The following is a 17510-nucleotide window of genomic DNA, read 5'->3' on the forward strand; positions in this document are numbered from 1 at the left end:
ACCTCAAAAATGCTTAACAAGGAATTGCCCCATGGCCTGGATGCCACCGCTGCACATTCTGCTGTCCCCGATCACCGCCGACACTGGCGCGACGATCCAGCAGATTCAACTCAAGCCGTTGTTTTACGCCGCGCAAAAAGACGCGCTGGCCCGGGCCGGTGATGACGAGGACGACCAGTTTTTTGAACTGGCGAAACTCGCCACCGGCCTGTCGGAAAAAGAGCTCGACCAGCTCAAGCGCCCGGACTACGTAAGCATCGCTCAGTACGTACATGACATGTCGACACGCCCTACGTCGTTCTTCCTGGATCAGCCTGAAGAAGCGAGCCACGATCAGCCTGTCCAGCTGTTGCTGGCCCTTGACGCGGCCGGTCGCAGCCTGACCGAACTGCCCCTGGAAATGCCCGCCCTGCGCGCCACCAAGGTGATGAAAAAACTCGCCACCAACAAAGAACGCGCCGAGTTCATCACCGCGCACTGCACCGGCCTGATGATCCCCGATCTCGCTGGCCTGACCGTACCCGACTGGACGGAACTGCAGGAGCGCATCGACGATTTTTTAAATCAACCGGCGGACTTCTTTCGCAGCGCGACATCGAAGTAATCCTCGATGTGGTGCCGCTGATTTACTCGGTCAATGAGGCAGAGATCCTCGACTGGGACGCCGGCAAAGCATTGCGCCGCTACGACATTGCGATCACTCGCCTTGGCGTTAAACAGGAGTAAGCGGGATGCAAAACAAGTATTCGCTCGCGTATGCCATGGCCAAGGATGGCCAAGGTATTTTTAGCAACGCAGACAACGCAAAGGGGGGCGAGATTGTCAGCCCAGGCCCTTTGGTCTCTAGTGCTCTCGCAGAAGCGCCGTCGTTGTCCTCGATGAGTCTGGCGCTGACCAATGCAGGCTTGCAACTCAATGGCCTCTCGCTGTCCCTGGGGTTAGTGCGCAACAGCGTGGACGCGCTGGAAGACGCCTTGTCGCGGCTGAAGGCGGTGGACGTTGAACCGTCTAAAATCGATCAGCGTAGTGAGCAGAAGACGACCACCGAGGTTAAGTCGAGCGCATCGCAAGATCGGAGCTTGGTCCGTGACGCCATGACGTTGCGCGATGTAAAGAGCCTCGATCCGGTCGCAGCCTTTCAGCAATCGTTTGCAGCACCCGCCGTTGCGGAAAAAACTACCACTCAATTGCGAGAGGAGTCGTCAAAGAGTGAGGAGCGGCTCTCCACCACGCTGAAGCTCGCGCCGGTGCTCGGGGAGGACTGGTGGCTGCAAGCCAAGACCCATGTGATGGACCGCGCCAACACCATAGCGGGTGAGTCGCCCACAGCTGTCACCGCTGTAAAAATGGCTGAGGTGGTCGTTTTGCCGGTTATTTCACCCGTCATTACTGGCTTTTTTTCGGGCTTGGGAGAGACGATCAAAACCCGGGTAACGGGTAACTTGGTTGATGTAACGCTTGGCAAGTTGCCTGGAGTCGCCGGCAAGCTATTCAAGAGTGATGGCTTTAAAAAGGATAAGTCCTGCTGCTGTGCTGCTGCTGTTCAAGCCTCACCCAGTAGCCGCCGCGTAAGCCGTAGAAGTTCTTCTGCCAGGAAGAAGAATACCCAACCGCCAAAATCGCAGAATAAGAAGACGCAGCGCGCGCAGAACAAGCAAGGTTCGCAGAAGAAACAGGCTTCCGTGGCCAAGCCAGCTGCCACCAGGCTTGCATCCACAAAAAGCGGCGGCGTGATGGCAACGCTGCGCGGTGTGTCTGAGCGCTTTGCCAAGTCCTTCTTTCCTGCGCAGTCGAATGGTTTTCATGCCGGTGGCCCTGCTCAGGGGATGCAACTGCGCGAGGTCCGGGCAAATAGTCGAAAGCAGGGCGCTGATTACCGTCAACCGGCTGCTGGCAGAGGGCCGGGGCTGATGGAGGCCTTGGAGCGAGGGCTTGTCCCCCTGCCTTCTGATGGGCGTATGACTGCTCTGCCAAACACACAGACCTTCAGCCATGAGCGCTCAACTGAGGCGCTGCCTCACGCGCCGAAGCTGCCGGCCTCCGGCCTGTCAGGCGCGGTGAGCAAGCTGGAGTCCTCCGCCGCCCGCCGCCTCGGCCCGATGAGGTATGTCGACACTGCCATGGATGTGGCCGAGGGTATCCGCAACGGCGACGCCAAAGCCGTCGGTGCAGGCCTCACCACTGCAGGTGGCGCCTGGGCAGGAGCCTCCGCCGGCGCGGCCATTGGCACGCTGATTTTTCCCGGTGTCGGCACCGCGGTCGGCGGCGCCATTGGTGGTTTGCTTGGCAGTGAAGCGGGCACCTGGTTGGGTGACAAATTGTTCGGCTCAACCGACCGACTGCCTGCACCCGGTGCAGTGAGCAAAGAGCTCAACGCCGCGCGTACCGACAATGTGCAAGTCACCCTCGCGCCGAGCATTCAGATTACCGGCGTGAACCCCGCCGATGCCCAGCAAGTCGTCAACCAGGTGATCCAGGCCCTGCAATTTCAGTGCATGCCGATGGTCACCGACACCCTTGGCATTCGGCGCAACGCGGCGCTGGCCGATCCATCAGGAGGTGATTGATGCAACAACAAATGGTCCTCGGCGACTTTATTTTTGGCCTGTCCCGTGGCTTTGCTTATTCCGGGCTGGTGCGTACCACTGATGGCGGCTGGAGTGACCTGGCGATTATTGCCAGCAAACCCCAGTCGCGGCAAAGCGGCCAGAAGCTGGAGAAGCTCACGTTCACCGGCACAGCGATGTATGCCATCGGCATGCAGCGCCTGGACGAGTTGCGCGCCCTGCAAAATGCGCGTGCGCCCTTACCGCTGGTCGATGGCATCGGCCGTAACTGGGGCCTGTGGCGGATCAATTCGGTGATGGAAACCCAGAGCAACGTGATCGATGACGGCACTGCCATGGTCATGGCCTGGACTATAGAACTGGAGGAATTCGTCAATGCGTAGAGTGCGAAGTATTGCCGGTGATTCGGTCAACCTGTTGCTCTACCGCGAATTGGGCCGTTGCGATGACGCGGCGGAAGAAACCCTTTGGCGTCTGAACCCCGAGCTTGCCGAGTACGGGCCGGTACTGCCCGCTGGTGTGTGGGTCATCGTGCCGGAAATGCAAGCGCGGCCGGCTGCTGTGCGGCCTGTTCTGGCCTGGGATTAAGGAGGCGACATGGCACAGGGATTTACGCCAATCGTGGAGTTTTATGGCGCCAATGCCGCGCTGCTCAATCAACGCCTGATGCATTGGAGCCATACCGACGCCGCAGGTATCGAGTCTGACCGGCTGGAGTTGACCCTCAATATCGAGGGGCTGGAAGGTTTGCCCAGCCTGAGCGGCAAGATCGGTTTGCGCGTGGGTTATCAGGAGTCCGCGCTGGTGGAGAAAGGCGAGTTCGTGATCACGCAGCGCACGCCCGTGCTGTTTCCCATGCGCTTGATGATCGTGGCGACAGCCGCACCTTTCAGCATGCTCGACGCCAGCGGTTATCGCCAGCGACGGTCGGCCAGTTACGGGCCAACCACGTTGGGCGCACTGTTTCGCCAACTGGTCAGTCGCCACGGTTTTTCACCGCGTGTTGCACCTGCGTTGGAAGGCATTGCGATTGCCCATATCGACCAGTCCAATGAAAGCGACATGGCGTTCATCACCCGCCTTGCCAAGCGCTACAGCGCGGTCACCAAACCAATCAACGAGCTGTACGTGCTGGCCGAGGCGGGGCAGGTCAAATCACTTACCGGGCAACTATTACCGCAGGTGAAGCTGTCCGTGACCCAGGACAACCGTCCCGGTGACCAGGCCTTCATCACTGCCAAGCTCGACGAAACGTCTCGCTCCAAATACATGGGCAGCCGCGTGACCTGGTGGGATGCCGCAGGTGGCAAACAGCAGGTAGTCGAGGTTGGGGTGGCCCCGTTCAAAACTTTGCGTCAGCGCTGCCAGAACCAAGCCGAGGCACGTGCCGTGGCTGAAGGCGAACTGCGACGTGTGGGACGCGAAGGTTTGAAACTGCTGATTGATTGCCCTGGCAACCCTTTGTTGGCTGCCGAAGGCGTGTTGTTGCTGGATGAAACCTGGCCTTCGTATATGCAGGGCCAGTGGTCGATGAAACAGGTGGTGCATGTTGGCGATCCGGCGACGGGGTATCGCAGTTCGATCACGGCGAATGGGTTGTCGGCATAGCCATTTTCAAAGGGAAAGCCCCATGGCGATAACGCTTGCTCAACTGCTTCAAGTGATGCCTGGAGCCCGCCTTAGAGCGGGCTTTTTTTTATCTGCGTTAAATGCGGTGCTGGTTCGCTACGACATTGGCACGCCAAAGCGTAGTGCCGCGTTCCTCGCCCAAATCGGCCACGAATCCGGCCAGTTGCTCTATTTACGAGAACTGGGCAGCGATAAATACCTGAGCAAATACGACACTGGCACCCTGGCCGCGCGTTTGGGCAACACCCCCGAGGCCGACGGCGATGGCCAGAAGTACCGAGGCAGGGGGCTTATTCAGATCACGGGGCGACGCAATTACCTGGCGTGCAGCCAGGCGTTGTTCGGCGACGACCGCCTGTTGCAGCAACCGCAACTGCTGGAGCAGCCGCAATGGGCGTGTGAGTCCGCCGCATGGTTCTGGCAGAGCAATGGTTTGAACGAACTTGCTGACAAAGACCAGTTCACCACTATCACCCGGCGCATCAATGGTGGCCTGAATGGCCTGGACGATCGTTTGCAGCTCTGGGCGCGGGCGAAGGCGATATTGGGCGTTTCCTGAGGCAGGATGCGCGTCGTCGGCCGTTAGCGTCTTGATGCACTCTGCAACTTGCATGGCCGATAGGCTCCTGTAGGGTAGGCAAACCCCCGCCCATTCCTGGAGACGACCGTGAAGGAAATCACTCAACTGGCCGCTGAACTGGGTCGCCGTTTGCAGGTGCTCAATGCCCACGTCACCACTGCCGAGTCGTGCACCGGTGGCGGTATCGCCGAAGCCATCACGCGTATTCCGGGCAGTTCGGCGTGGTTTGAGGCCGGTTATGTCACTTACTCCAACCGGCAGAAGACCCGCCAGCTAGGCGTGCCGGAGGCGTTGTTCCCCAAGGTCGGCGCGGTCAGCCAGGAGGTGGTGGAGGCGATGGTGCGCGGCGCGCAGGAAAAAAGCCTGTCGCGCTTTGCCGTGGCGGTCAGCGGTGTCGCGGGGCCGGATGGCGGTTCGCCGGACAAACCGGTGGGCACCGTATGGCTGGCGTTCGGTGTGGGCGATGAGGTAACGGCCGAGCTGGCGCACTTCCCCGGCAACCGCGACGAGGTCCGCCGACAAACGGTAAAAGCCGCGCTTGAGGGCTTGTTGCGACGAGCTGCAGCAGAAATCGAAAATCAGGGGTAGGCGATCCCGGATCTTTGTGGAACAATACTGTCTACTTATACAGGTGTTGGCCGTCAGGCCTTATTGATTACGTGAGGACTTTAATGGACGACAACAAGAAGAAAGCCTTGGCTGCGGCCCTGGGTCAGATCGAACGTCAATTCGGCAAGGGTGCCGTAATGCGTATGGGCGATCACGACCGTCAGGCGATCCCGGCTATTTCCACTGGCTCTCTGGGTCTGGACATCGCACTCGGCATTGGCGGCCTGCCAAAAGGCCGTATCGTTGAAATCTACGGCCCTGAATCTTCCGGTAAAACCACCCTGACCCTGTCGGTGATTGCCCAGGCGCAAAAAATGGGCGCCACCTGTGCGTTCGTCGACGCCGAGCACGCCCTGGACCCGGAATATGCCGGCAAGCTGGGCGTCAACGTTGACGACCTGCTGGTTTCCCAGCCGGACACCGGTGAGCAAGCCCTGGAAATCACCGACATGCTGGTGCGCTCCAACGCCATCGACGTGATCGTGGTCGACTCCGTGGCTGCCCTGGTACCGAAAGCTGAAATCGAAGGCGAGATGGGTGACATGCACGTGGGCCTGCAAGCCCGCCTGATGTCCCAGGCGCTGCGTAAAATCACCGGTAACATCAAGAACGCCAACTGCCTGGTGATCTTCATCAACCAGATCCGTATGAAGATCGGCGTAATGTTCGGCAGCCCGGAAACCACCACCGGTGGTAACGCGCTGAAGTTCTACGCTTCGGTCCGTCTGGATATCCGCCGTACCGGCGCGGTGAAGGAAGGTGACGAGGTTGTTGGTAGCGAAACCCGCGTTAAAGTCGTGAAGAACAAGGTGGCTCCGCCATTCCGTCAGGCTGAGTTCCAGATCCTCTACGGCAAGGGTATCTACCTGAACGGCGAGATGATCGACCTGGGCGTACTGCATGGCTTCGTCGAGAAGTCCGGTGCCTGGTATGCCTACAACGGCAGCAAGATCGGTCAGGGCAAGGCCAACTCGGCCAAGTTCCTGGCGGACAACCCGGATATCGCCGCCACGCTTGAGAAGCAGATTCGCGACAAGCTGCTGACCCCGGCACCAGACGTGAAAGCTGCTGCCAACCGCGAGCCGGTTGAAGAAGTAGAAGAAGTCGACACTGATATCTGAAGCAAACGATGACTGTTGTACTGGATACACTCGTCGCCGTTCGGCGCACTGCCATGGACCTGCTCGCTCGCCGCGAGCATGGTCGAGTCGAGCTGACGCGTAAACTGCGTCAGCGCGGTGCAGAGCCCGAGATGATCGAAACAGCCCTCGACCGTTTGACGGAAGAGGGGCTGCTTTCCGAAGCCCGCTATCTTGAAAGCTTTGTTTCCTACCGCGCGCGCTCCGGCTACGGCCCGGCGCGAATTCGTGAAGAACTGAGCCAACGCGGCCTGCAACGTGCCGATATCGACCTCGCCCTGCGTGAGTGCGGTATCAGTTGGCAGTCGCAGTTGGAAGATACCTGGCGTCGCAAGTTTGCCGGCCATCTGCCGATTGATGCCCGGGAGCGTGCAAAGCAAGGCCGCTTCTTGAGCTATCGCGGGTTTTCGATGGATATGATCAGTCGGCTGCTCAGCGGTCGAGACATGGACGATTAAGTCTTCAGGCTGGTAAAAATCTAAATGTGGGAGCTGGCTTGCCTGCGATGGCAGTGGGTCAGCTACCTATAAGCTAGCTGGCAAACCGCAATCGCAGGCAAGCCAGCTCCCACATTGGAATGTGTTGGTTGCCGGGATGCCAAATCCCGGTAAAACAAAAGGCCCACTACGACAGTAGTGGGCCTTTTTTTTTTGCCTTAAAAATCACGCCGGCTCTGGCGCCGCCCGCTGCTGTGTCTTCCCCTGAGCCTGTGCCCAGTTCTCCGGCAAGTTGATGTAATCCACCAACTCCCGCAACCGGCCCTGATCACGACCGTTGAAGTTGAACACCAGCCGCGTCAAATGGCTGAACCTTGGTTCATCATGTTCCTCGCCTGTGTAAGCAAGCTGCTGGAACTCTCCACTTAGCCGCAAGCTGGCAAACTCGCTCTGCAAGTGGGTCAGTGCACGATCACTGAGCGGATGATTCATGCGCACCACAAACTCACGCTTCAACCAACGCGTGGAGTGGAAGTTGGCATAGAACTGGTTGATCTCCGCCACCGCCTCTTCAGCGCTGTAGACCAGGCGGATCAGCTTGAGGTCGGTGGGCAGGATATAGCGATTGGCTTCCAACTGACTGCGAATGAAGTCCAGTGCGCCTTGCCAGAAACCACCGCCTGGGGCATCCAGCAGCACCACCGGCACCAGCGGGCTCTTGCCGGTCTGGATCAGGGTCAGCACTTCCAGCGCTTCATCCAGCGTGCCAAAACCGCCCGGGCACAGCACCAACGCGTCGGCTTCCTTGACGAAGAACAGCTTGCGGGTAAAGAAGAAGTGGAAAGACAGCAGGTTCTCGGTGCCATCAATGGTCGGGTTGGCGTGCTGTTCAAACGGCAGGTTGATGTTGAACCCCAGGCTGTGTTCCAGACCTGCGCCCTCGTGGGCAGCGGCCATGATGCCGCCGCCACCGCCGGTGATCACCATCAGGTCGGATTGCGCCAGCAGCGTGCCGACTTCCCTTGCCAAGGCGTACAGCGGGCTTTCGACCGGCGTGCGCGCCGAGCCAAACACCGTGACCTTGCGGCGGCCCTTGAACTGTTCCAGCAAGCGGAAGGCGTTATCCAGCTCGCGGATCGCCTGCAGCGTGATTTTTGCATTCCAACGGTTGCGGTCATCCTTGGCCATGCGCAGCACGGTGAGGATCATATCGCGATAAAGGGGGATGTTCGGGCTGTTGGGAGCGACCAGCTGGAGTTGTGCGTCGACCTGCTGGGTGAGGTCAGCGCCGTTTGCTTCAAAATGACGGAGCAGGCGGTCATTCGGTTCGTAAGGCATTCAACTTCTCCTTCTTCACAGAACCTGGGCCATCGGCGAGAGATTCGTCCGCGGCCACGACACTGCGTGTGTCGCTGCACGCCTTAAGCGTTGCACGGTGTTCGCCAGGCGGCAAAACGGGCTCTGTATGTTCCTTGTGATTTGGAAACCTTTGCACTGCAAGTCGCAGGAGGGCAACCCTCTTTTGCCCTGAAAATGTTACAGAACGGCGTGAAAAACGCAGTAGATGGGCTGCCGGGATGGCTTGATCATGAGCCGAAAAACCCTTGGCTGGCAACCGCTTATTGGTCACTCATCAAGCAGTTTAGTTGGCGGCTGGCCAATAAGGCGAGGGAGGTGCGCGCCACCGGACAGCAGCGCGCGATGATCGAGCAACAGTTACTTTTTCTTCTTCGCCGCAGCGGGTGCCGGGCAATCGGCTTCCACGAACTTGACCGACGCTACCGGGCGGTTGGTCTTGTTCTCGGTGATCTCATAACGCATCACGGCGCCCTTGGCCATCAGCTCGCGATAGCCTTTGTTCAGGCATACGCTTTGACCCAGCTGGAAATACACAGCTTTGGGGTTTGCGCGCATCTGTTCGGCACGGTCAGGTAGCACACTGAGGTGATCAATCAGTTGCATGCCTTCAACGGTGTAGGCCACTTCCAGGGTCTTTGCATCGATTTCCCGGGGCAGGTCCTTGTTGCTCTCGGCCGCGACGCTCTGCAGTTTCCTGTTCATTTGGGCCTCCAGCAGCGACGCCGCGTGGGCGCCCATGGGCAGAACCAGCGCAAGGGCGACGGATGGGGCAACAAGGCGCAGCATGGAACGCAGCATGAAACTCTCCTGATTCGGTTACTGGTGCATAGACCAGCCACTGCGCTGTGCGTTCAGTGGCGCGCAATTATAGGGGACCGCTTGCCACTACAGCCAGGCGTATCGCTGGTAAACTGCGGCCACTTAAGCCTGATTCGAGTTTTGCCTGTGTCGATTGACCTCTGCTCGCGGTGCGCCCGATGAGCCACGCCGTCTCCCGCTTGCGTACCCAGCGCCTGGCGCGCGCCGTCCGGCCGTTTCTAAACCGTGGTTCGCGCGCCGAACGTTGCCCCGGTTGCCGGGTGATTCCCGAGTACTGCCTGTGCGCCTGGCGCCCAACAGTGCAGGCCCGCTCGGCCATGTGCCTGTTGATGCATGACGTGGAACCGATGAAGCCCAGCAACACCGGCTGGCTGATCGCCGATGTCATCGACGACACCACCGCGTTCGCCTGGTCGCGCACAGAAGTGGACCCCGAGTTGCTGACCCTGTTGGCCGACCCGCAATGGCAGTCTTATATCGTGTTTCCGGGCGAGTTCGTTGCGCCTGAGCGGGTGTGCAGCGAGGTCAAGGTGCAAGACGGCAAGCGCCCGTTATTCATCCTGCTGGACGGCACCTGGAGCGAGGCGCGCAAGATGTTCCGCAAAAGCCCTTACCTTGCGCACTTGCCGGTGTTGAGCCTGGCGCCCGAACAGCTGTCACGCTACAAGCTGCGCCGGTCCAAGCGCGATGATCATTTCTGTACCGCCGAGGTTGCGGCGCTGTGCCTGGAGCTGGCCGACGACCCAGCGGCCAGCGAAGTGCTGGATGCCTACCTCGATGTGTTCAGCACGCATTACCTGGCCGCTAAATTTCAATTGCCGCTGGACCCGGCGGACAGCGTGCACATGCGGCTCGCGCCCCATATCCCTACGGTATAACCAGACGACGTTTGCATGATGGCACCGTAAACCCGCAACCGGCTAAAATGCCCACGGGCGTAGTGCTTGACCCCCCAGGCTGCGCTGGGCATGCTGGGCGCCGATTGGGGCGTAACCGTGACTTTTCAGTGTCGTTTCAGGTGTTTTTGATGCTGAGTGTGCCCTGTGGCGATGGCTGCCTGGCCATTGCCTTGTGTACTGGCGAACCCTGAACCCATCAGGGCTCCCATAAAAAACAGGATCATTTAATCAATGGCCACATACGAAATCCTGATAGCCGATGACCATCCGCTGTTTCGCAGTGCGCTGCATCAGGCCGTTACCTTGGGCCTTGGCCCTGACGTGAGCCTGGTCGAAGTGGCCAGCATTGCCGAACTGGAAGCCCGCCTCAACGAAAAATCCGACTGGGACCTGGTGCTGCTCGACCTGAACATGCCGGGTGCCTATGGCTTCTCGGGATTGGTGCTCTTACGCGGGCAATACCCGCAGATCCCGGTAGTAATGGTTTCAGCCCAGGAAGAAGCCGACGTGGTGGTGCGCTCCAAGGAGTTTGGTGCCAGCGGTTTCATTCCCAAGTCCAGCTCTATGGAAGCGATCCAGAAAGCCGTGCGCACCGTGCTGGATGGCGACGTGTCATGGCCGCCGCAAGCGTTTGAAGAAATCAACGTGTCCGACGAAGCCAAAGCCGCCCGTGATGGCCTTGCCAGCCTGACGCCCCAGCAATTTCGGGTGCTGACCATGGTTTGCGAAGGCTTGTTGAACAAGCAGATTGCGTATGAGTTGAGTGTGTCGGAAGCGACCATCAAGGCCCACGTGACGGCGATCTTTCGCAAGCTCGGCGTGCGTACCCGCACTCAGGCGGCGCTGCTCTTGCAACAACTTGAGTCAATTTCGCAGCATTAAGCTGTACCCGATTCACGCTTTTTTGACTTTGCGTGATCTAGTTTCCCCACTTCTTTGGTTCAGTTGCCTACATCTATGTCGCCTTTCAAGGGTCAAACCGGTATCAAACGTATCTTCAACGCAGGGGGCTATTCCCTGGATGGCCTGCGCGCAGCTTTCACCGGCGAGGCGGCATTCCGTCAGTTGGTGTTGCTGAACGTGATCCTGATCCCGCTGAGCTTCTTCCTGCACGTCAGTCGGGTCGAGCGCGCCTTGCTCATCGCGGTCTGCCTGCTGGCCTTGATCGTTGAGTTGCTCAACTCGGCAGTGGAAGCGGCTATCGACCGGATTTCCCTCGACCGCCACCCGCTGTCGAAAAACGCCAAGGACATGGGCAGCGCCGCGCAATTCGTAGCGCTGACCATGATTACCCTGGTGTGGGCCGTGATCCTGATCTAAGCCTCAGGCAATGTTTGGCAGCACGATCTCGTCGCTGCGCTGAACCCCGGCGGTGAAGGCGCGGCACAGCTCCAGAAACTCGCGCATCGCCGAGGTCTGGTACTTCTGTTTATGCCAGATGAAGTAAAACTGCCGGGCCAGGTCCAGGTCCGGGGTTTCCACCGGCACCAAACTGCCACGGCGGAACGCATCGCGCAGGGCCAGTCGGGAAATACAGCCAATCCCCAACCCTGACTCCACTGCACGCTTGATCGCCTCGGTGTGTTCAAGCTCCAGGCGGATATTCAGCGCGCTACGGTGATGGCGCATGGCCTGGTCAAAGGTCAAGCGCGTGCCCGAGCCCTGTTCGCGCAGGATCCATGCTTCATGGGTCAGCTCTTCCATCGTCGCCACACCGCGCTTGGCCAAGTGATGCTGCGGCGCACAGAACACCACTAACTCATCCTCGACCCAGGTTTGTACCTCGATGTCCGGGTGGCTGCAGTCGCCTTCGATTAGACCCAGGTCAATTTCGTAATGCGCCACTTGGTGCACGATATTGGCAGTATTCTGCACATGCAGTTTCACCTGGCTCTCGGGGTGCTGCTGCATGAAGCTGCCGATCAGCAGGGTCGCCAGGTAATTGCCGATGGTCAGGGTGGCGCCGACCGCCAGGGAACCAAAGCCGGACTTGCCGTTGAGCAAGTCTTCGATCTCCTTGGCCTGGTCCAGCAGCGCAACGGCCTGCGGTAATAACTGATGGCCGAGAGCATTGAGGCTCAGGCGCTTGCCTGCGCGGTCGAATAATTGGCAGCTGGATTGACGCTCCAGCTCGGTGATTGAGGTGCTGGCGGCGGATTGAGATAAGGCCAGAAGGCCAGCAGCGCGTGAGACGCTTTCCTGCTGGGCGACGGCGACGAAGACTTGCAGTTGACGTAGAGTAAATCGCATATCGATATAACCGATAACCCTTATCTTAATAATCCAGTTAACAGATATTGTCGCCGCCATTAGAATGCTGTGCAATTGCGCATCTCATCTTTGGCGCAGACCCATTTCCAGGAGTTCCCCGTACATGAGCAACATGAACCACGAACGTGTCCTCAGTGTTCATCACTGGAACGACACGCTGTTCAGCTTCAAGTGCACCCGCGATCCGGGCTTGCGCTTTGAGAATGGTCAGTTCGTGATGATCGGCCTGCAACAGCCCAACGGCCGCCCACTCATGCGCGCGTACTCCATTGCCAGCCCAAACTGGGAAGAGCATCTGGAGTTCTTCAGCATCAAGGTGCCCGATGGTCCGCTGACTTCGCAATTGCAGCACTTGAAGGAAGGCGACGAGATCATCATCAGCAAAAAACCGACAGGCACCCTGGTGCTTGACGATTTGAAGCCGGGCAAACATCTGTACCTGCTCAGCACGGGTACCGGTCTGGCGCCGTTCATGAGCGTGATCCAGGACCCGGAAACCTACGAGCGCTTCGAAAAAGTGATCCTGTGCCACGGCGTGCGTTACGTCAATGAAGTCGCCTACCGCGAATTCATCACCGAGCACCTGCCGCAGAACGAATTCTTCGGCGAGGCGTTGCGTGACAAGTTGATCTACTACCCAACGGTGACCCGCGAGCCGTTCGAAAACGAAGGCCGCCTGACCGACCTGATGCGCAGCGGCAAGCTGTTCAGCGACATCGGCCTGCCGCCGATCAACCCCGAGGACGACCGCGCCATGCTGTGCGGCAGCCCGAGCATGTTGGACGAGACCAGCGAAGTGCTGAACAGCTTCGGCCTGAAAGTTTCGCCACGTATGCGTGAGCCGGGTGATTACCTGATCGAGCGCGCGTTCGTCGAGAAGTAAACACTGCTCAAAAAAAATGTGGGAGCTGGCTTGTGTGGGAGCTGGCTTGCCTGCGAAAGCATCACCTCAGTTCAACTGAACGACCGAGGTGTCTGCATCGCAGGCAAGCCAGCTCCCACATGAGCGGCTCCCACAGTTGTTTCGGCGTTTACTTGGCCGGTACCACTTCCAGCACACAGATGACACCCGCCTCTGGATAGTGCCAACGCACATCCACATCCCAGAACTGCGCGCCGTACTCACGCTCAGGCCCTGGCGTCTGATACGCCGGCCGTGGGTCTTGGGCCAGACACTGCTCGATCAATGCCACCAGCGGCTCATCAAGGCGCTGCGCATGGCCTTGTGCCTGGTGCAGTGCCGTCTTCAGCCACTGCACGGGAATCAGCTGCGGCGCACTGCTGGCAATATCATTGGTGGCGGTGTCAATGATGTCCGCGTACGGCACGTACGGCTTGATATCCAGCACCGGCGTGCCGTCGAGCAAATCGATCCCGGAAACCCACAAGCGGCCCGGCTCGACCTTATCCAGCTTCACCACCGATTGGCCAATGCCATTGGGGCGATGAGTCGCGCGGGTGGCGAACACGCCCATGGAGGTATTGCCGCCCAGGCGTGGCGGCCGCACCTTGAGGCGCGGCTTGTCTTCCAGGGCCTGGTGGAACAGAAACAGCAGCCACACATGGCTGACCTGCTCCAGGCCCTGCACCGCCTCGCCCTGATCGAACGGCGCCACCAGCTCCAGCACGCCGCGTGCGGCCGGGGCCAGCTGCGGCTGGCGCGGGATGGCGAACTTCTCCTTGAAGCAGGAGCGCACGAAGCCGACGGGCGAGACCGAGTAGCTCATGGCTTACGCACGAACCCGCAGGGTCAGGCCCTTAAGGAAATTGCGCAGCAACTGGTCGCCACAGGTGCGGTAGTTGGTGTGGCCGAACTTGCGGAACAGTGCGCTCAACTCAGGCTTGGACACCGGGAACTCAGCGGCCTTGAGGATGGCGTGCATGTCGTCTTCCTTCAGTTCGAAGGCCACGCGCAGCTTCTTGAGGATGATGTTGTTGGTCACCGGGGTTTCGATCGGCTGCGGCGGACGGCTTTCGTCCTTACCACGCTTGAAGATCACCAGGCCATCGAGGAAGTGCGCCATGACATCGTCCGGGCAGAACACAAAACCTTCTTCCTCATCTTTCTTGAGGTAGGTCAGCAGGTCTTCCTTGGTGACGTCCATGCCGCCGAGCTTGATGATCTCGACCATCTTGTTGTCGCTGATGTCGAGCATGTAGCGCACGCTGCGCAATACGTCGTTGTGAATCATGGTGGGCAATCCTGGTATTCAACTGAGGGCACCGCGCAGAGTTGCCGGTGCCGGGAAAAGGGGAGCGGCTTAGAATTTCTCTTTGCCGGACAGGTAACGCCATTGGCCGACCGGCACCTTGCCGATGGACACGCCGCCAATGCGGATGCGGCGGATGGCGATGACTTTCAGGCCGACCGCTTCGCAAAACAGGGCAATTACACCCGGCTGCGGGTTTTTCAGCGCAAACCGCAGGCGGTTTTCGTTCTGCCAGCTGGCTTTGACGGCCGGCAGCTCTTTGCCTTTGTAGGTCAAACCGTGGTTCAGGCGGTTGAGGCCATGGGCAACCATGTCACCCTCGACCTCAACCACGTATTCCTGCTCGATCTTGGCGGCATCGGCGGTCAACTTGCGCAAAATCTTCCAGTCCTGGGTGAACACCAGCAGGCCGCTGGCCTTGGCCTGCAGATCGGCGCTGGCGGTCAGGCGCAGGAAGTGGCCCTTGAGCGGGCGCTTGCTGAAACGGTGCTCTTCGGACAGCGTCTCGGCGCTGATCGAGGCCATTGCTGTTTCCACATCCACGCCCACCGGGGCGTGCAGCAGAATGGTCACCGGTTCCGGCACAGTGGCTTTAGCCTCTGGGTCCAGCTCGACCTTCTGGGTGGTGACCTTGAATTGCGGCTCGTCGATCACTTCACCGTCCACCGAGACCCAGCCGCCTTCGATAAACAGCTCAGCCTCCCGACGGGAGCAACCGACCAGTTCGATAAGGCGTTTGGAAAGGCGTATGGGGTCAGTCATGACAAGGGCCGTAGCAAAAGGGGGCGGCTATTGTACCTGTGTGGGCGCGGTTAATCCCGGACCCATTTCAGCGTAGTGGCTTTTTGTGGGCGCTGGCCTGTGTGGGAGTCGGGCTTGCCCGCGATGCAGACACCTCGGTCGTGCATTTGGAATCGAGGTGATGCCATCGCAGGCAAGCCAGCTCCCACACAAGCACGCTCCCACATTGGCGCTGTGTTGTGTCAGCCACTGCGCCGTTGCTGTTGGCGCAAGCGCATATGCAGCAGCGGGTACGGCTGGCCAAGGCCATCATGCTCGGCACGTCCGACCACCTCGAAACCCTGCTTGAAGTAGAACCCCAGGGCCTGCGGGTTTTGCTCGTTGACGTCCAGCGCATCGGCATTCAGGTGCTCGATCGCATAACTCAGCAATTGCTGGCCCAAGCCCTGGCCACGGTGTTGCGGGTCGATAAACAGCATCTCGACCTTGCCCGCCGCTACCCCGGCAAACCCGGTGATGCGCTGGCGCGCGTCCTTGGTGCAGATCAGCATCACCGCGTCCAGGTAGCGCGTCAGCACCAGCTCCTTGAGCAGTACGATGTAGCTGTCCGGCAAAAAGTCATGGGTCGCTCGCACTGAGTCTTCCCAGATCTGCGCCAATTGCTGGTAGTCGCTGGTTTTAGGTGTGTGGATAACCGAATGCTGACGCATGCCCGCTGCCCCTTGCCGATGATCGGCGCTGATGGGCAAACGATAGACCTAAAAAAGCCCCGCATCTTGTTCAGACACGAGGCTTTTTCAACTTTTCACGCCGATCGTTCCCACGCTCTGCGTGGGAATGCCTCGCCGTACGCTCTGCGTGCGCATAGCTAGTCGCGCTTTTCAGCCCATAGGTCGTACTCGTCGGCATCCGTCACGGTGCACCAGACCTTGTCGCCCGGCTTCAAGCCGCTGGCATCGTCGATAAACACGTTACCGTCGATTTCCGGCGCATCGAAGAAGCAACGGCCCACTGCGCCTTGCTCGTCGACTTCGTCGATCAGTACTTCGATTTCCTTGCCGATGCGCAGTTGCAGGCGTGCGGAGCTGATGGCCTGCTGATGCGCCATGAAGCGCTCCCAGCGGTCCTGCTTGACGTCGTCCGGCACGATGGCCGCATCCAGCAGGTTGGCCGGGGCACCTTCGACCGGCGAGTACTGGAAGCAACCGACGCGATCCAGCTGCGCTTCGGTCAGCCAGTCCAGCAGGTACTGGAAGTCTTCTTCGGTTTCGCCAGGGAAGCCGACGATGAAGGTCGAACGGATGATCAGCTCCGGGCAGATCTCGCGCCAGTTCTTGATGCGCGCCAGGGTCTTGTCTTCGAAGGCCGGGCGTTTCATGGCCTTGAGGATTTTCGGGCTGGCGTGCTGGAACGGAATGTCCAGGTACGGCAGGATCTTGCCGGCGGCCATCAACGGGATCAGCTCGTCCACGTGCGGGTACGGGTAAACGTAGTGCAGGCGCACCCACACGCCCAGGCTGCTCAAGGCTTCGCACAGTTCGGTCATGCGGGTTTTCACCGGCGCGCCGTTCCAGAAGCCGGTGCGGTATTTCACGTCGACGCCGTAGGCGCTGGTGTCCTGGGAGATCACCAACAGCTCTTTCACGCCGGATTTGACCAGGCGCTGGGCTTCGTCCAATACATCACCCACTGGGCGGCTGACCAGCTTGCCGCGCATCGACGGGATGATGCAGAAGCTGCAGCTGTGGTTGCAGCCTTCGGAAATCTTTAGGTACGCGTAGTGGCGCGGCGTCAGCTTGATGCCTTGCGGCGGCACCAGGTCGATCAGCGGGTTGTGGTCCTGACGCGGCGGCACCACGTCGTGCACGGCGTTGACCACCTGCTCGTACTGCTGCGGGCCGGTTACCGCCAGCACGCTTGGGTGCACGTTGCGGATATTGCCTTCTTCCACGCCCATGCAGCCGGTGACGATGACCTTGCCGTTTTCCTTGATGGCTTCGCCGATCACTTCCAGCGATTCAGCCTTGGCCGAGTCGATGAAGCCGCAGGTGTTAACCACCACCACGTCGGCGTCCTGATAAGTGGACACGACGTCATAGCCTTCCATACGCAGTTGCGTGAGGATGCGCTCGGAGTCAACGAGAGCCTTCGGGCAACCCAGGGATACAAAGCCGACCTTTGGGTTGGCTTTTGCGATGGTGGTGGACATGTCTAACCTCGGTATTGAATGACGCCGCCAGTCGGGCACGA

21 protein-coding genes are annotated in these 17510 nt (G+C 59.6%); 13 read left to right on the forward strand and 8 right to left on the reverse strand.

Annotation, left to right across the window (positions count from 1 at the left end; translation table 11 throughout):
* Positions 1-31: 31 nt before the first annotated feature.
* From HBO41_RS05025 to recX, 9 genes are all read left to right on the forward strand, one after another.
* Positions 32-604 carry a phage tail assembly protein gene (locus HBO41_RS05025; protein WP_169985346.1) on the forward strand — a complete coding sequence of 191 codons (573 nt, stop codon included), beginning with the start codon at positions 32-34 and terminating at the stop codon, positions 602-604.
* Between the two features lie 127 nt (positions 605-731).
* The gene (locus tag HBO41_RS05030; protein ID WP_169985348.1) at positions 732-2567 is read left to right on the forward strand and encodes a phage tail tape measure protein; all 1836 of its coding nucleotides are present in this window, start codon (positions 732-734) and stop codon (positions 2565-2567) included.
* Positions 2567-2950, forward strand: a complete 384-nt coding sequence (locus HBO41_RS05035; RefSeq protein ID WP_099548531.1) for a phage tail protein — start codon at positions 2567-2569, stop codon at positions 2948-2950. Before HBO41_RS05030 ends, HBO41_RS05035 begins: the two co-directional genes overlap by 1 nt.
* Positions 2943-3155: a tail protein X gene (locus tag HBO41_RS05040; protein ID WP_017137071.1), complete on the forward strand. Its 213-nt coding sequence runs from the start codon at positions 2943-2945 to the stop codon at positions 3153-3155. Before HBO41_RS05035 ends, HBO41_RS05040 begins: the two co-directional genes overlap by 8 nt.
* A gap of 9 nt (positions 3156-3164) precedes the next feature.
* Positions 3165-4175 carry a contractile injection system protein, VgrG/Pvc8 family gene (locus HBO41_RS05045; RefSeq protein WP_099548532.1) on the forward strand — a complete coding sequence of 337 codons (1011 nt, stop codon included), beginning with the start codon at positions 3165-3167 and terminating at the stop codon, positions 4173-4175.
* Between the two features lie 22 nt (positions 4176-4197).
* Positions 4198-4755: a glycoside hydrolase family 19 protein gene (locus tag HBO41_RS05050; protein WP_017137073.1), complete on the forward strand. Its 558-nt coding sequence runs from the start codon at positions 4198-4200 to the stop codon at positions 4753-4755.
* A gap of 108 nt (positions 4756-4863) precedes the next feature.
* A complete protein-coding gene (locus HBO41_RS05055; protein WP_099548533.1) occupies positions 4864-5364 on the forward strand; it encodes a CinA family protein in 501 nt (166 codons plus the stop codon).
* 83 nt (positions 5365-5447) lie between these two features.
* Positions 5448-6506, forward strand: coding sequence for a recombinase RecA (gene recA, locus HBO41_RS05060; RefSeq protein ID WP_017137075.1), 1059 nt, complete (start codon positions 5448-5450; stop codon positions 6504-6506).
* 8 nt (positions 6507-6514) lie between these two features.
* On the forward strand, positions 6515-6982 hold the full coding sequence (gene recX / locus HBO41_RS05065; protein WP_034118389.1) for a recombination regulator RecX: 468 nt from the start codon (positions 6515-6517) through the stop codon (positions 6980-6982).
* A 204-nt stretch (positions 6983-7186) separates the two neighbouring features.
* On the opposite strand, the gene HBO41_RS05070 is transcribed toward recX, so the two are convergent.
* Positions 7187-8299: a TIGR00730 family Rossman fold protein gene (locus HBO41_RS05070; protein ID WP_169985350.1), complete on the reverse strand. Its 1113-nt coding sequence runs from the start codon at positions 8297-8299 to the stop codon at positions 7187-7189.
* 378 nt (positions 8300-8677) lie between these two features.
* Entirely contained in the window at positions 8678-9118 is a 441-nt protein-coding gene (locus HBO41_RS05075; protein ID WP_017137078.1) for a PA3611 family quorum-sensing-regulated virulence factor, read from the reverse strand.
* A 179-nt stretch (positions 9119-9297) separates the two neighbouring features.
* Here HBO41_RS05075 and HBO41_RS05080 point away from each other — a divergent pair, with 179 nt between their 5' ends.
* The 3 genes from HBO41_RS05080 (at position 9298) to HBO41_RS05090 (ending at position 11358) form a co-directional block, all read left to right on the forward strand.
* Positions 9298-10017 carry a tRNA-uridine aminocarboxypropyltransferase gene (locus HBO41_RS05080; RefSeq protein WP_017137079.1) on the forward strand — a complete coding sequence of 240 codons (720 nt, stop codon included), beginning with the start codon at positions 9298-9300 and terminating at the stop codon, positions 10015-10017.
* Positions 10018-10269: 252 nt separating this feature from the next.
* The gene (gene erdR, locus HBO41_RS05085; RefSeq protein WP_017137080.1) at positions 10270-10920 is read left to right on the forward strand and encodes a response regulator transcription factor ErdR; all 651 of its coding nucleotides are present in this window, start codon (positions 10270-10272) and stop codon (positions 10918-10920) included.
* Between the two features lie 75 nt (positions 10921-10995).
* A complete protein-coding gene (locus HBO41_RS05090; RefSeq protein ID WP_017137081.1) occupies positions 10996-11358 on the forward strand; it encodes a diacylglycerol kinase in 363 nt (120 codons plus the stop codon).
* 3 nt (positions 11359-11361) lie between these two features.
* Here HBO41_RS05090 and HBO41_RS05095 read toward each other — a convergent pair whose 3' ends face one another.
* Positions 11362-12288 carry a LysR family transcriptional regulator gene (locus HBO41_RS05095; RefSeq protein WP_026013711.1) on the reverse strand — a complete coding sequence of 309 codons (927 nt, stop codon included), beginning with the start codon at positions 12286-12288 and terminating at the stop codon, positions 11362-11364.
* A gap of 124 nt (positions 12289-12412) precedes the next feature.
* Here HBO41_RS05095 and fpr point away from each other — a divergent pair, with 124 nt between their 5' ends.
* Positions 12413-13192, forward strand: coding sequence for a ferredoxin-NADP reductase (gene fpr, locus HBO41_RS05100; protein WP_003189055.1), 780 nt, complete (start codon positions 12413-12415; stop codon positions 13190-13192).
* A gap of 148 nt (positions 13193-13340) precedes the next feature.
* On the opposite strand, the gene tsaA is transcribed toward fpr, so the two are convergent.
* The 5 genes from tsaA to rimO form a co-directional block, all read right to left on the reverse strand.
* The gene (gene tsaA, locus HBO41_RS05105) at positions 13341-14036 is read right to left on the reverse strand and encodes a tRNA (N6-threonylcarbamoyladenosine(37)-N6)-methyltransferase TrmO (protein ID WP_099548535.1); all 696 of its coding nucleotides are present in this window, start codon (positions 14034-14036) and stop codon (positions 13341-13343) included.
* A 3-nt stretch (positions 14037-14039) separates the two neighbouring features.
* Positions 14040-14501 carry a DUF1456 family protein gene (locus HBO41_RS05110; protein WP_003189058.1) on the reverse strand — a complete coding sequence of 154 codons (462 nt, stop codon included), beginning with the start codon at positions 14499-14501 and terminating at the stop codon, positions 14040-14042.
* Between the two features lie 69 nt (positions 14502-14570).
* Positions 14571-15281: an rRNA pseudouridine synthase gene (locus HBO41_RS05115; protein ID WP_058421638.1), complete on the reverse strand. Its 711-nt coding sequence runs from the start codon at positions 15279-15281 to the stop codon at positions 14571-14573.
* Between the two features lie 221 nt (positions 15282-15502).
* Positions 15503-15970, reverse strand: coding sequence for a GNAT family N-acetyltransferase (locus HBO41_RS05120; RefSeq protein WP_017137085.1), 468 nt, complete (start codon positions 15968-15970; stop codon positions 15503-15505).
* Positions 15971-16128: 158 nt separating this feature from the next.
* The gene (gene rimO, locus HBO41_RS05125; RefSeq protein ID WP_017137087.1) at positions 16129-17469 is read right to left on the reverse strand and encodes a 30S ribosomal protein S12 methylthiotransferase RimO; all 1341 of its coding nucleotides are present in this window, start codon (positions 17467-17469) and stop codon (positions 16129-16131) included.
* Between the last annotated feature and the right edge of the window lie 41 nt (positions 17470-17510).

Origin of the sequence: Pseudomonas sp. WS 5146 (assembly GCF_012985495.1) — a bacterium.
Taxonomy (GTDB): Bacteria; Pseudomonadota; Gammaproteobacteria; order Pseudomonadales; family Pseudomonadaceae; genus Aquipseudomonas; species Aquipseudomonas edaphica.

Excerpts from the sequence above, each read along its gene's own strand:
- HBO41_RS05070 (WP_169985350.1), bottom strand. The coding sequence starts at position 8,299 with ATGCCTTACGAACCGAATGACCGCCTGCTCCGTCATTTTGAAGCAAAC.
- HBO41_RS05115 (WP_058421638.1), bottom strand. The coding sequence starts at position 15,281 with ATGACTGACCCCATACGCCTTTCCAAACGCCTTATCGAACTGGTCGGT.
- fpr (WP_003189055.1), top strand. The coding sequence starts at position 12,413 with ATGAGCAACATGAACCACGAACGTGTCCTCAGTGTTCATCACTGGAAC.
- HBO41_RS05050 (WP_017137073.1), top strand. The coding sequence starts at position 4,198 with ATGGCGATAACGCTTGCTCAACTGCTTCAAGTGATGCCTGGAGCCCGC.
- HBO41_RS05080 (WP_017137079.1), top strand. The coding sequence starts at position 9,298 with ATGAGCCACGCCGTCTCCCGCTTGCGTACCCAGCGCCTGGCGCGCGCC.
- HBO41_RS05040 (WP_017137071.1), top strand. The coding sequence starts at position 2,943 with ATGCGTAGAGTGCGAAGTATTGCCGGTGATTCGGTCAACCTGTTGCTC.
- HBO41_RS05095 (WP_026013711.1), bottom strand. The coding sequence starts at position 12,288 with ATGCGATTTACTCTACGTCAACTGCAAGTCTTCGTCGCCGTCGCCCAG.
- rimO (WP_017137087.1), bottom strand. The coding sequence starts at position 17,469 with ATGTCCACCACCATCGCAAAAGCCAACCCAAAGGTCGGCTTTGTATCC.
- HBO41_RS05030 (WP_169985348.1), top strand. The coding sequence starts at position 732 with ATGCAAAACAAGTATTCGCTCGCGTATGCCATGGCCAAGGATGGCCAA.
- HBO41_RS05025 (WP_169985346.1), top strand. The coding sequence starts at position 32 with ATGGCCTGGATGCCACCGCTGCACATTCTGCTGTCCCCGATCACCGCC.
- HBO41_RS05045 (WP_099548532.1), top strand. The coding sequence starts at position 3,165 with ATGGCACAGGGATTTACGCCAATCGTGGAGTTTTATGGCGCCAATGCC.
- recA (WP_017137075.1), top strand. The coding sequence starts at position 5,448 with ATGGACGACAACAAGAAGAAAGCCTTGGCTGCGGCCCTGGGTCAGATC.
- recX (WP_034118389.1), top strand. The coding sequence starts at position 6,515 with ATGACTGTTGTACTGGATACACTCGTCGCCGTTCGGCGCACTGCCATG.
- HBO41_RS05090 (WP_017137081.1), top strand. The coding sequence starts at position 10,996 with ATGTCGCCTTTCAAGGGTCAAACCGGTATCAAACGTATCTTCAACGCA.
- erdR (WP_017137080.1), top strand. The coding sequence starts at position 10,270 with ATGGCCACATACGAAATCCTGATAGCCGATGACCATCCGCTGTTTCGC.
- tsaA (WP_099548535.1), bottom strand. The coding sequence starts at position 14,036 with ATGAGCTACTCGGTCTCGCCCGTCGGCTTCGTGCGCTCCTGCTTCAAG.
- HBO41_RS05035 (WP_099548531.1), top strand. The coding sequence starts at position 2,567 with ATGCAACAACAAATGGTCCTCGGCGACTTTATTTTTGGCCTGTCCCGT.
- HBO41_RS05075 (WP_017137078.1), bottom strand. The coding sequence starts at position 9,118 with ATGCTGCGTTCCATGCTGCGCCTTGTTGCCCCATCCGTCGCCCTTGCG.
- HBO41_RS05120 (WP_017137085.1), bottom strand. The coding sequence starts at position 15,970 with ATGCGTCAGCATTCGGTTATCCACACACCTAAAACCAGCGACTACCAG.
- HBO41_RS05110 (WP_003189058.1), bottom strand. The coding sequence starts at position 14,501 with ATGATTCACAACGACGTATTGCGCAGCGTGCGCTACATGCTCGACATC.